This is a genomic window from Bdellovibrio bacteriovorus (assembly GCF_025558485.1).
Classification (GTDB): Bacteria; Bdellovibrionota; Bdellovibrionia; order Bdellovibrionales; family Bdellovibrionaceae; genus Bdellovibrio; species Bdellovibrio bacteriovorus_G.
In genome coordinates, this window is sequence record NZ_CP102930.1 from 326352 (window position 1) to 338248 (window position 11897).

Sequence of the window (11897 nt, forward strand, 5' to 3'; positions counted from 1 at the left end):
TTCCTGTTTTTATTTTTTATCGATACTGATTGCGAACTTTTTAACCCCGGCACCTTTGACGATGTCCAGAAGTCCCACCACTTTTCCGTGGGGCACGTCTTTATCCGCAGAAATGATTGCCTGAACGTCGGCATTCTTTCCGACCTCATCTGTCGCCTTCGCACGAACATCCTCTTCCGTCACGAAGCTTCCGTTCAGATTGATACGGCCGTCTGCCGTCAATGCGATATTCAATTTGCTTGGCGCCGTCTGATCACCGCTGGCCGCTTTCGGCAGATTCACGTTGATGGTGGGCTTCATAAACATGGGAGCTGTCACCATGAAGATGATCAACACCACAAGAATGATGTCCACCAGCGGAACGACGTTAATGTCCGCTATGGCTTCATTATTGTCGCTGTTATTCATTGCCATTTGTTACACACCTTTTTTCTTAGCGTAAGCCAGGCACAACTCTTTCACGCTTTCCAGGTTCTGGAACACGCCGCGAACCTGCTTGCTGTAATAGTTGTAAGCCGCCACCGCCGGGATCGCCACAAACAGACCGGCTGCCGTTGCCACAAGGGCCATGGAAATACCCGCCATCACCGTCTGCTGACCCGCTTCTGGAGCTGTCGCCAAATCATTGAAGGCTTTCATGATACCCAAAACCGTACCAAACAATCCGATATAAGGCGCATTGGAACCCACCGTCGCCAGGAAGCCCAGGAATTTTTCCAGTTCCGGACGCTCTGTCAAAGCAAAGGTGTTGAAGATTTCGGAAAGACCTTTGCTGCCCGCGTCTCTCATGTGTTTCAATGCGTAGCCTGCTGCGCGACCTTCAATGGAGTTTGGATCTTTCGCCAGATCCTCGACATCTTCAAGGCTGTTGCTTTGCAAAGCCAGCTTGATGCGTGCGCGCACTCGTTGAGACTCTGCGGAAACTTTTTTCAGAGCAAAGTAGCGTTCCAAAATCATGCCGATGCTCAGGACGCTGAGAACAAGCAAGATCCACAAAACGACTTGATCCGCCAAGTGGGCAACTGTAAATATTTTTTCCGTGAGCATGGGTGATTTCCTCCAAATCTTTGACTGCGCAATCTAATTGATCCATTATCACTAAAACCATTACATACGGTCAAGGTATGCGGAAAATCATTTTAACTCTCACACTACTCCTTCTGAGTTTGGTCCAGCTCTCCTGCCAGACACACGACAGGAAATCCATTTTGATCATTGCAGTTGATGAATTGACCATCAGCGACGTCAATTGCAATCAAGAAGCCCCCGAGAGGTCTGGTTTTCAATTGCTTTGCAAAGAGTCGGTGCGCTTCACCCACGCTTTTTCCCCCTCCCCCTTGGCTGTCCCGGCCCTGACTTCGCTGCTGACTGGACTTTACCCCTACCAACACAAGATTCGTCACAATGGGGGCCCGGGTCTGGCCGCCGAGTTTGAACTGGCGTCCGAGGTGGCTTCGGATCAGGACTATCGCACCAGCTTCTTTTCCGGTGGTGCCCCTGTCTTTCGCCGCACAGGTTTAAATCAGGGCTTTGAGCTTTTTGATGACAATATCGTTCCGACCTTCCGCAGTTTGATTCGTCCGTTTAAACAAAATGCCGATGCCTTTCGACAATGGGTTCATCAGGATGCGGCGGGCATGGCCTTTTTCAGCGTGATCTATGTTCCTGACCTGTTATTCACCACAACCGAAACCGTGACGGATCTTGGTGAAACACGCAATTTAAGTTTTGAAAGCCAGCTGGATGAATTGGATGAAAGCCTTTACGAGCTTTTTGAAGACCTGAAAAACAGCGGTCGCTGGGATAAAACCACGATCTTTTTGGTGGGCTTGAATGGTCATACGGGCAACGACCGCCCGAAAGAGCTCAGCACCATGAACTTGCATGGCGAAAACACACAAGTGGCCCTTTTCATCAAACCCTCACAAAAACAGAAACGCGATGAAGCCATCCATTGGAAGATTGATCAGAACGTCAGCCTGGTCGATGTCGGCCGCACCGTTTTCCATCTGCTCGGGGAAAGCATTGTGGATCAGGCTCCTCCGTCGTTTCCCGCGCATTCTTTGGCAGAAGTTCTGAAAAGCCCCAATGCCAACTGGGCTGAAGATCGTCCTTTACTACTGGAATCTGGCTGGGCCCTGTGGCGCAAGGCGGGTCCGTTAAAAACAGCCGCCATTTCCAACCACGTTCTGCTGATCAATGATGAAAAGCCGCGCCTTTACAACACGCTGGTGGACCGCTTTGAAACCAATCCACTTCCCATGTTGCAGGAAAGCATCCTGCCCACCACCCAGCGCCTGCAATCCCTGCTGTATCGAAACCAGTTTCCGGCCTTTGCACCGCTGGCTTCTGAATGGACGACCAAACTCAGTCTGCCTTTTTCCCGCTGGATGCGTCTGGATCAGGAGGCTTTGCTGTTAAAGGATTTAAAAAGACTGTTGCAGTCCCAGCCCGGCAGTCTGGATCTTTTAAACTGGACTGCGCAAATCGCCCTGAATCAAAAAGACTGGGAAACCCTGAAGCAACTGGGCACCAAAAACAAAGTGTCCACATGGCAGTTCATTGCAGAAAAAAATCTGGGCATGAAGAATGCCAGGGTTTCTGATGCCTGCTTTGATTTGATCTCGGCAAAAAGCATCAACACGGACAATCTGAAAAACTGCGGAGACCCGCTGTTCCTGGAATGGATTGACTGGATTCGCGCGGATGCCCGCGGACTGGTGCGCGACACGCAGAAAAAACGTTTTGAGCGTTCATTTAAAAACTACATGCTGGATCAACAGATCCAAAGAACCAACATTGCCGCAGGTCTTATCTGGGATACATCGCGGGACAATGTCTTTGCCCCTTCAAGGGTGGAACTGGCTTTAAGCCTTCCGGAATTCAGCAAGCTGCGCAATCAGGTTTATAAAAATCTGACTGTCGAAGACCTTTAATCCGCATCGACATCAACCAGTCCCAGCCAGAACGGAGATTCCGGGTTTTCCTGAATCATACTGGTTGTGACCGCAGACAGATCCAAAGAATTACCTTCACGCGTCCACAGCGTTGTCGCCACGCGACTGCTGGCCAAAAGAACCAGACGATCCCCTTCACTTACAGAAGTGTGTCCGCAGTGAATATAACAAGTGGGGTCCAATCCCAGCAATTGCGCCGGAAGAGGCGGCAACTGACTGACCTCGGATTCACTGGATAAATCCAGCCCCACCGACAGCGGTTGTAATTTCTGATTTTTTCTTTGAATGAATAAACTTGGACAACCCACATGGGCCCACGCCAATTGCGAGCCGCGCCTGAAGATGGCCATCAGCTCCACTCCGGAAGAATATTCCGCGCGGTTTTCACCCCGGTATAACAGGTCATTGGCAATTAAGATCCCGGTGCGCACATAGTTCACTTCGTCAGTCAGACAGGTCAGGAACTCAAACGGCGAGGTCACTTCCACGTCTGCTTTGGCAGAGCTGACATACTTCACAACCTCATCCAGCGCACGCTGCGCGTGTTCAGGTTGTCCCCACGAGGTCGCCACGACAATCAAACTGCCGTCGTCCTCACGGTGGATCAGAGGTTTTGGGCGCAGAATCTTGGTGCTATAGGATCGCTCTTGCATTTTCACGACTACAGGGCTCCGTATTTCTTCAGTTTAATATAAGCCTTTTTGTAGTATTCCCCGTCCGGAATATCCAGCTCCAGAATCTTCTTCCACTTATCCTTGGCACCGGCCTTGGCCTCACCACCATCGACATTGCCGAAGCTTTCCTCCAGAATTCCCTCTTGATAAAGAGTCATCATCTGCTTGCGCAGCTCCACCACATAGCGCTCGATACGCTCTGGCAGTTCTTCATTGGTCGGGTCCAAAGAGCGTGCTTTTCGCAAGGACTGAATGGCCCCCTTCAAATTCTGTGACTGATAGTATTTTTCCGCCTCGGCCTGAAGATGTGCCGTTTTGGAATTCATCATCTGACGGATCGAGGCAATCGTGCGCTTGGACTGCCCTTTGTACCCGTTCGGGTCCGGCAGTTGCGCATCAATCACTTTTTCATAAGCCGCAATGGCATCCAGTGGCTTGCCTTTTTTATGCACGGCCTGAGCCCGGTCATAAAGGCCTTTCATTTTGGACACCAATGACTGATAAACGGCCCTTTCCGCGGCCTTGGCTTCACGCTGAGCATTCAGAGCATCCACCTGGGCTTTCAAATCCAGAATGCGTGGATGCTCGGGGTTGAATTGCAGCACCGGGCTTAGACAGTCCTCAATTTCCTGCGCAGTAATCATCGGATTGATTTTCTTCTGACATTCGGCGACCTGTTTCTGGATCTTTTCTTCCGCCTCTATTTTGGATTTTTCAATCTCGGCCTGACGACGTTGTTGTTCCTGAATGAAAATAGCCTCTTTGGACAAACGTTCAATTTCACGGATGTCCTCATAGTCCGGCACCAGTTCCTGAATCTTGATGATTTCATCCTGTGCCAGTTGATATTTACCCTGCATGTAAAGGTTCTTGGCATCCTTATAACGCTGACGAACCAGTGCCTGCTGTTCCGGTTTTAGTTTTGCAAAAATATCCGCTGGCGAGCCCGGCACCACCAGCCCCTGCCCCGGTTGCGCCGGAGGAGCCTTGCCGTCATTGCCACTGAACAGGTAAGCCACGGCCACCAGCACCACGGCACCAATAATCATTTTTGGACGATGCTTCTGGAAATCAAATTTCCCGCTGGCTGCCTGAGGGTAATGTTGCGGAGCCGGAGCTCCCATACCCGGATACTGCATCGGCTGCTGATAAGGCATCGGCGGCATCGCCCCCTGATAGGGGGCCATCTCGTAAGACTGCTGCTGATATTCCATTGGCAGACTTTCTTGAGAAGTCGGCACCAAAGGATTTGGCGGGGCCACACTGACCAGCTCCATACGACTTTGGAAGCTCGCATCGTGCAATTCAAAATAAAGATAATTTTCCAGCACACTGATCGCATCACCGCTCTTGATCGGTGTCATGTCCGTGGAGGAAATGGGGTTTCCATTTAACAGCGTGCCATTCACGCTGCCCAGATCCAGAATCACGTACTGCGAACCGGCTCTGCGAATTTCAAACTGGCGACGACTGACCCGCTGATCACGAATCTGAATATGACAGGATGGATCGCGTCCGGCCACCCACGAATCCCCGGCATCCAGACGGATCATCTCTTTGGCTTCGTTGTGACTGTCCACAATCTTGATGAAGGCCGCCGTTGGCGCCACACCGATCATGGTTTTTTCATCGCTGCCTTCAAAGGATTCCGCATGAACCCCGGTCAAAGCCGGCAGATTTTCACCCGTTGAAGCCGCAGGCTGTTCTTCATACGCTGGCACTTCCGCCACAGTGTTCAGGAAATCAAATTCATAAGGCGGTACAGAGAACTGACTGCCATGTTCAAGCGAAAACTGCTGAACCTGATCACCGTTATAGATCACTTCCCCGTAGCGGGACACTACTTCCACAGTCCATGAGCCATTAACAAAGGACACCTTGAAGTGTTCCCGGGAAATGCCTTTTTCCGGCTGCAAAACGATATCGCAGTCCTCTTTACGACCAGCCACATAAGAGCGGTCTTCGCTTAAGTTCACTTCACAAACTGTTTTGCCACGAAGGCGAACCCGAAGCAGCGCCATTAGTATCTGCCCTCCAGGTTCAAAGTACACTCTTCATAATACTGCTTGGCTTCCTTATAGGACGGATCATCCTTCCTATGCTGAAGCATTGTCATCACGTTGGAATAATTGGACTGACACATTCGCCAGTTCTTTTTCTCTCTGTAGCGGTTGCCCTGAATCATGTTGAATTTCACCAGTTCATCAAACTTAATCTTCGACAAATGGAAGTATCGCTTCGCCAGTTCGTTATCCGGGTCCAGATTCAACACCACCTGGAAGGCTTCACGTGCACGGGCATACTGACCCTGCTGGAAATCCCGGAAACCCTTGATAAAGTTTTCCTGTGCACGACGATACTGGATGGAATCGTATTTTTCTTTTTTAACAGTCAACAGTTCCTGCGAGCGTTTTTCCGCCTCGGCCACATCGGCCATCGACAACGCGGACGTTCGGAATGTGTTGGCATCTTTTTTCGGTTTGGAATTGCCAGAGAACAGGAAGAACCAAACTGCCAAACCAATGGCCGCCACAATTCCATAGAAACGAACTTTCGGATTCGCCAGCACCCCACCCGACGGTGGCGAAGCCATCGTTCCCATCGCCGGACCAGCCCCCCCACCGGAAGGTGGAGGATTGTATCCGCCATAACCCATCGGCTGAGCCGGAGGCATGGACGGATTGGGCATGGATGGCATCGGACGCGGCTGTTGATACGCCGGCATCTGCTGCGGACGAGGTGTTGCGACCGGCGTCGGGAATGGATTCCCCTGCTGAATTGGCGGACCCGGATTCGGTGTCAGGAAAGACACCGGATTTGGTGTTGGGGCCGCGGGGGCTGGAGCCGCCTGCACTTCGGGGACTTCCGCACGGAAAATAATTTCTGTCTCACCAATCTGAATCACCGAATCGTTTGTCAACGGCTCGGATTGAACGTTCTGGCCATTGACCATCACGAAGTTTTTCTGACTCAGATTGACGAGCACAAATTCATTTCCACGCTGTTTGATTTCTGCATGCTGACGACTGACGCGCGGATCACTGGAAAGGACAATGTCATTTTCCGGACCACGCCCCAGCGACACCGACGCTTTTGCAAATGAAAGCTTCAATCCGCTGTGAGGCCCTTTGATGACCTCAATATCAAATTTCAAAGTATCCTTCATGGAAGGGGCTGCACTCATCAAGAGCCTCCTTCAGTTGGGGATACTGTGATCACAAAATAATCCACTTCCTGCCCTGTGCACATGGCCTGACAACTTAAAATACAAAGATGTCCGCTGAATTCCAGCTGGTCCGTATGAATGCCGCGTGTATTTTCACGCGAACGCAGCATCAGGCCTTCGATGTTCTGTTGCAGAGCCGCATCTGGAATGGCCTTATAAGGCTGCCCTTGCAACTGCGCCATTTCAGCACGCGCCACTTGCAGGAAGGACGGATTGCAGGCCACAATGCGGCCTTCTTTGGAAATCGTCACACAAGGGAAGCCGACGATCTGCACCAGATTTTCTGCTTCCCCGTCTTTATTCACAAAGCCGGCACCACCGGAACCACCATCACTGTCACCGTGAATATAGCGAGTCAGCAAACTGTTGATATTGCCAATCAGCGCCTGCAATGGCGGGAACTGGAAATCCACAGCGGTATTGTCCGTTTTTTCACGCATGGCCGTATCCAACTGGGCATTTAAGGCCACCAACGGATATTCAATCAGCTTGTACATGAAGTAATAAATCAAAAGACCCAACAGAGAGGCGATCACCAGCGTTTGCATGAACAAACTGATGGCACGGCCGTCATCAAATGCCAGGCTGCCCACATCGTAAAGCACGATGGCATGGGCTTTCACAGACTGTTCACCGGTATTCGGGTCAAACAAACCAATTGGGAAGCTCGCACCGATAGTGGAGGAATCCACTTCCACAGCCTGCGGTCGCATTTCACGACGGGCCGAATGGACAAATGGCAGATCCGGCGTGGTCCCCGCACGGGAAGCCGGAGCCAGAATCATTCCGTCGGACTGCTGCACGATCAGAACCTGTTTCACACCGTCTTCAGCCTCTGCGGCGTTGGTCGTCAGTGTGGAATAGCTGTTCTGAATCAGCGCTGTTTGATTCAAAGTTGCCACCGTACGAGCAATAGAGGACGCACGACGTTTACTTTCATTAATAATGCTGGCGCGGGTGATCTGCACCATCGGAATCATCGACAACAAGGTCGTGGAGAAAATAAACAGAACAACAAAGCCCAGAAGGACCATTTTCATTTCCACGAACTGTGGCAAACGATAGACCCCGGGCAAAGCCACACGGTCCATGTAGTCATTCAGCTTATCCATAAATCCACGGAAGCCACCCTGCTGGAAAGCAGGGGCCGGAGCCACGCCGCCCGGAGCTGCCATACCTGGCATCCCCGCCATAGGCTGCGGCATTCCCTGAGGCATCCCCATTGGTTGCTGTTCTGGCATTCCCATTGGCATGGCTGGTGGCATCTGCGGAGCCGCCCCACCGCCATAATAAGGCATTGGTGCCGGAGCATTACTTTGCGCAGGACGCTGCTGACGGGCTTCCGGTGATGGAATCACATCCGCAATCACATCATGAATTCCCAGCTTGTCGCCCAAACGCATCACACCACTTTGCATACGGACACCGTTTAAATAGGTGCCGTTGCTGGAGCGCAAATCCGTAATCACGATCTTATCTTTATAAACCGCAACCTCGGTGTGTTCCTTGGAAACACCCGGACTTAAAAGCTTAATATCACACTGCGGAGCCCGACCGATGAGGTTTTTCCCCATCTTCAACTCCACAACGGACCCGGCCTGCGGGCCGGTCAAGATTCTAAGCGCCCACATAAAGTTGATCTCCCACGCTGACGTTCACTTTGCTGACGGTCCCCGCTGCCATTTCAATAACGGAAGCGGCACCCCACACTGGCAGAATCAATCTCCAGGGCTGCACATCCTTACGAATGGCACGCACCTTCAGATTCTTATCCACAAACACACAATCAATCGCAAACTTCATAAAGAAAGTATGAATGCTGTTGCAATGATGAATCCACAACGCCTGATGGGATGGAAGATTCTCCCGCCCCAAAAGTCCTTTGCCACGGCTAAGGAAAGTGGAGGCCACTTCCAGGTCCGCAATCAAAGTCTGATTCGTTGTGGTGTTCATCAGCTTAGCCATCATTACTTGCCACCATACATAAACGACACTGCCACCGGTCCAAAGACGACAATGAAAACCGCTGGCAAAATAAACAACATCAAAGGAAGCAGGATCAACTGTGACGCCTGCGCCCCGGCCTTTTCCGCACGAACGAATCTTTCCAGACGCATTTGCACTGACTGGTCTTTCAAAACCTGGGAAATACTGGCCCCGGTCGCCTCAGCATCCACCAGGACTGCCACGAAGCTTGTGATTTCATTCATGTCCAGTCGTTCCGCCATCTCTTTCAAAGCCTGGGATTTGGACGAACCGATTTTAATATCCTTCAACACTATTGAAAACTCGTCAGCCAGCACACTGTCCGTGCCACGCGCCTTGTCCACGATCTTCTGAATCGCAGAGAAAAAGTCTAGACCCGCCTCCACTGACAAAGCCAGAAGGTCGATAAAGAACGGCAGGTCCGCACGCACGGAAAGTTCACGACGCTTCTTTTCACCTTTGGCGTGAATCTGCGGCAGATAGAAACCAATCAGCCCCATGCCGATAACCACCGGAATGGAAAGTCCCAACTGCAACGAGAAGTTCATGATCATCAGGAAGATCGGGAATATGATCCCCCAAAGCAATTGCAAACCGATGAACTCATCCTCGTTCAGCTCTGAAGACAGGCCCGAGGTTTTAATGTATCTGCTGACCTTCTTGCGATAGGATTCACTGCGAATTTTCATCGCGTGCTGCAAGGTGAACTGATGCACCAGCGGACGCGAGAAATTGATCACCGGATTTTTGGATTTCACCGGTTCATCATTGTTGGCCCACGACAGCTGTTGCTTGTCGGAGTTGCTTGCAAATATCGAACTGACAAATAGGAAGACCGCCACTCCTGCGAGCAGCAATCCCAGAATCAGCATTAACTCTGCACTTCCCATTTTCGCCTCTTCGTGTTCAAGTATTCCTATGAAGCCTCTTATCCTTGCCTCAGAGTCCCCGCGCCGAAAACAGCTGCTTAGTGAAGCCGGTTTTTCATTCGACGTGGTGCCAGTTAAAATATCGGAAATTCCCAATAAAAACCTGAATGTAAACGAGCAGATTTTAGATATTGCCCGTCGTAAGGCGAGGGCCGCTTTGCCTCTGCTAAAGGCCAGCCGTACAGAGCCGTTTATTGTGCTTACAGCCGACACGGAGGTGATTTTTGGGGGTGGCCCCCTGGGAAAACCCCAGGATCGCGAGGATGCCTTCCGAATTCTCAGGCTTTTGTCGGGAAAATATCATGAAGTACTGACGGCCGTGTGCCTGGTCGAGTCCAGCTCGGGGAAAGAGCTGTCTCATGTTGAGACGACAAAAGTTTATTTCAAAAATTTGAGTGATGCTGAAATCTGGACCTACATTGACACCGGGGAGCCGATGGACAAAGCCGGGGCCTACGGAATTCAGGGCCAGGGTCGAGCCTTCGTCGAGAAAATCGACGGCCCCTTCGACAACGTCGTGGGCCTTCCCGTTGAAGCGGTGAAAAATCTACTGTCCAAAATTTAAACGCTGAAAGTTCTCTGGGGTGAAAGCACCAACCTCTGGTATGGTGGCCCATCTTTTTCCATCGGAGGTCGTTCACATGAAGAAACGTTCCGTTTCTCTTACTCTGGCTGCTTTGACTTTGGCAGCTGCAACCACACACGCACAGGAAGTTTTGCCACAAGCCCCTTCCGTCCAGGAACTTATCGAACGTCAGGCTGAAGAAGGCCTGAAGCGCATGCAGGACTACGACGACACCTGGGGTATCTGGGATGTGCTAAAGCCCCGCAACAAGTGTAAGTATGCGATTCAAATTCCTGATCCTGTCACGCGTGGAACCATTGCACTGACATTTGATGACGGACCAAACCCTGCCAGCACCCCTTTGGTTCTGGAGGTGCTCAAAGCTCATAATGCCAAGGCCACCTTCTTTATGTTGGGAAGTGCCATCAAAGGCAATGAAGCTCTGGTTCAGCGCGTGGTAAATGAAGGCCATCATATTGCCAACCACTCTTACAGCCACCCGAACTTCCACGAGCTAAGTTCCTCAAAAGCACAGTCAGAGGTTTCAGCCACGGACCGCATGCTGCGTTCCTTTTCTCAGCCGACTTACTTCCGTTACCCTTATGGCAATTCCACTTGTTCTGCCAATGAGATGATTGAATCTTTGGGCTATCACATCACAGGCTGGGACATTGACACTTGTGACTGGGCCTATGCAGACGGCTACGTGACTGACAAAGAAAATGCAACCTGCCAGACACCCGACAGTCTGCGCCGGGATTATGCCGGTCACGTGATGCGTGAAGTGGCAAAAACACAGGGCGGCGTTTTGCTTATGCATGACGTACACATGAACACCGCAAAAAGTCTGGATCGCCTGCTGACCATGCTGGAACAAAAAGGCTATCGCTTTGTGACTTTGGATGATCGCAATATCTTCCCTAAACTAAATCGTTAATTACGAAGATTCAAGAATGCTGGGTCTTCCCAATGGGCCCGGCAGTATCTTGATATACCGCAGATGATTTAAAAGACCTGCCTCGCTGACGACAGAGATTTTCACAGTCAGATCCACAAGTCGTGTCCAGGGCCGAAAATCCCAGAATTTCTTTTTCAAAGCCCGCGTCTTTCCAGAGCCCGTAATCATCAACGCCAGCATCCCACTGATCGCACGAATAAACGGTGCGAACGAAGACCGGCTTTTTAATTTAATCAACAGATGTAAATCCTGACCATGGGTTAAAATCTCCCGGATGGAGATTCCATATTTCCCTGCCTGAGCACGGACAATTTCCTGAATAAGACGCCTGTTCCGGGCTGTCTTCAATGACCATTCACCCTGCGCCTGTTCTGAATGAAGTGCCACATGCACTCCCCGCTTCAAAGAAAGCGGCCTTGCGGTTTTTGCATGGCTTTTCTTTAAAAGCGTACCCCCGAACTGCCTCATAGGATGCAGCCGGGGGTCATCTGTGCGGATTGCGGCTATTCGCGCCGTGGCTCTTCGGGAGGAGCGTCTCATAAACCATGTTCTACCACCATTTCACACATCGTCAACAAAAAAGTAGCGATGGTATTTCTATG

Annotated in this window: 12 protein-coding genes; 3 read left to right on the forward strand and 9 right to left on the reverse strand. The window is 51.0% G+C overall.

Going from position 1 to position 11897, the window contains the following annotated elements:
- Positions 1 to 9 precede the first annotated feature (9 nt).
- Both EZJ49_RS01715 and EZJ49_RS01720 read right to left on the reverse strand, forming a co-directional pair.
- Positions 10 to 414: an ExbD/TolR family protein gene (locus EZJ49_RS01715; protein ID WP_262553775.1), complete on the reverse strand. Its 405-nt coding sequence runs from the start codon at positions 412 to 414 to the stop codon at positions 10 to 12.
- Positions 415 to 417: 3 nt separating this feature from the next.
- Entirely contained in the window at positions 418 to 1047 is a 630-nt protein-coding gene (locus EZJ49_RS01720; RefSeq protein ID WP_262553777.1) for a MotA/TolQ/ExbB proton channel family protein, read from the reverse strand.
- A gap of 161 nt (positions 1048 to 1208) precedes the next feature.
- Between EZJ49_RS01720 and EZJ49_RS01725 the strand changes: the two genes are divergently transcribed.
- Positions 1209 to 2936 (forward strand): sulfatase-like hydrolase/transferase, encoded by a 1728-nt coding sequence (locus EZJ49_RS01725; RefSeq protein ID WP_262553779.1) that lies wholly within the window; start codon positions 1209 to 1211, stop codon positions 2934 to 2936.
- On the opposite strand, the gene EZJ49_RS01730 is transcribed toward EZJ49_RS01725, so the two are convergent.
- The 6 genes from EZJ49_RS01730 to EZJ49_RS01755 are packed head-to-tail and all read right to left on the reverse strand — an operon-like array spanning position 2933 to position 9733.
- Complete coding sequence (locus EZJ49_RS01730) at positions 2933 to 3610, reverse strand: hypothetical protein (RefSeq protein ID WP_262555915.1); 678 nt, start codon at positions 3608 to 3610, stop codon at positions 2933 to 2935. The genes EZJ49_RS01725 and EZJ49_RS01730 overlap by 4 nt on opposite strands.
- 8 nt (positions 3611 to 3618) lie before the next feature.
- The gene (locus tag EZJ49_RS01735) at positions 3619 to 5652 is read right to left on the reverse strand and encodes an FHA domain-containing protein (protein ID WP_262553781.1); all 2034 of its coding nucleotides are present in this window, start codon (positions 5650 to 5652) and stop codon (positions 3619 to 3621) included.
- A complete protein-coding gene (locus EZJ49_RS01740; protein WP_262553783.1) occupies positions 5652 to 6815 on the reverse strand; it encodes an FHA domain-containing protein in 1164 nt (387 codons plus the stop codon). The genes EZJ49_RS01735 and EZJ49_RS01740 overlap by 1 nt, the downstream gene beginning before the upstream one ends.
- Positions 6815 to 8488: an FHA domain-containing protein gene (locus tag EZJ49_RS01745; RefSeq protein WP_262553785.1), complete on the reverse strand. Its 1674-nt coding sequence runs from the start codon at positions 8486 to 8488 to the stop codon at positions 6815 to 6817. The genes EZJ49_RS01740 and EZJ49_RS01745 overlap by 1 nt, the downstream gene beginning before the upstream one ends.
- Positions 8475 to 8825: a DUF192 domain-containing protein gene (locus EZJ49_RS01750; RefSeq protein ID WP_262553787.1), complete on the reverse strand. Its 351-nt coding sequence runs from the start codon at positions 8823 to 8825 to the stop codon at positions 8475 to 8477. The genes EZJ49_RS01745 and EZJ49_RS01750 overlap by 14 nt, the downstream gene beginning before the upstream one ends.
- The gene (locus EZJ49_RS01755) at positions 8825 to 9733 is read right to left on the reverse strand and encodes a type II secretion system F family protein (RefSeq protein ID WP_262553788.1); all 909 of its coding nucleotides are present in this window, start codon (positions 9731 to 9733) and stop codon (positions 8825 to 8827) included. Before EZJ49_RS01755 ends, EZJ49_RS01750 begins: the two co-directional genes overlap by 1 nt.
- Positions 9734 to 9761: 28 nt before the next feature.
- On the opposite strand from EZJ49_RS01755, the gene EZJ49_RS01760 reads away from it, so the two are divergent.
- Entirely contained in the window at positions 9762 to 10337 is a 576-nt protein-coding gene (locus tag EZJ49_RS01760; RefSeq protein WP_262553789.1) for a Maf family protein, read from the forward strand.
- A 76-nt stretch (positions 10338 to 10413) separates the two neighbouring features.
- Entirely contained in the window at positions 10414 to 11274 is an 861-nt protein-coding gene (locus EZJ49_RS01765) for a polysaccharide deacetylase family protein (RefSeq protein WP_262553790.1), read from the forward strand.
- Here the strand turns inward: EZJ49_RS01765 and EZJ49_RS01770 are convergent, their stop codons facing one another.
- Positions 11275 to 11682 (reverse strand): hypothetical protein, encoded by a 408-nt coding sequence (locus EZJ49_RS01770; protein WP_262553791.1) that lies wholly within the window; start codon positions 11680 to 11682, stop codon positions 11275 to 11277.
- Positions 11683 to 11897: the final 215 nt, after the last annotated feature.

What these genes read in the sequence shown, in the direction of transcription:
- EZJ49_RS01755 (WP_262553788.1), bottom strand. Translation starts at nt 9,733, where the DNA reads ATGGGAAGTGCAGAGTTAATGCTGATTCTGGGATTGCTGCTCGCAGGA.
- EZJ49_RS01740 (WP_262553783.1), bottom strand. Translation starts at nt 6,815, where the DNA reads ATGAGTGCAGCCCCTTCCATGAAGGATACTTTGAAATTTGATATTGAG.
- EZJ49_RS01735 (WP_262553781.1), bottom strand. Translation starts at nt 5,652, where the DNA reads ATGGCGCTGCTTCGGGTTCGCCTTCGTGGCAAAACAGTTTGTGAAGTG.
- EZJ49_RS01720 (WP_262553777.1), bottom strand. Translation starts at nt 1,047, where the DNA reads ATGCTCACGGAAAAAATATTTACAGTTGCCCACTTGGCGGATCAAGTC.
- EZJ49_RS01750 (WP_262553787.1), bottom strand. Translation starts at nt 8,825, where the DNA reads ATGATGGCTAAGCTGATGAACACCACAACGAATCAGACTTTGATTGCG.
- EZJ49_RS01760 (WP_262553789.1), top strand. Translation starts at nt 9,762, where the DNA reads ATGAAGCCTCTTATCCTTGCCTCAGAGTCCCCGCGCCGAAAACAGCTG.
- EZJ49_RS01715 (WP_262553775.1), bottom strand. Translation starts at nt 414, where the DNA reads ATGGCAATGAATAACAGCGACAATAATGAAGCCATAGCGGACATTAAC.
- EZJ49_RS01730 (WP_262555915.1), bottom strand. Translation starts at nt 3,610, where the DNA reads ATGCAAGAGCGATCCTATAGCACCAAGATTCTGCGCCCAAAACCTCTG.
- EZJ49_RS01745 (WP_262553785.1), bottom strand. Translation starts at nt 8,488, where the DNA reads ATGTGGGCGCTTAGAATCTTGACCGGCCCGCAGGCCGGGTCCGTTGTG.
- EZJ49_RS01765 (WP_262553790.1), top strand. Translation starts at nt 10,414, where the DNA reads ATGAAGAAACGTTCCGTTTCTCTTACTCTGGCTGCTTTGACTTTGGCA.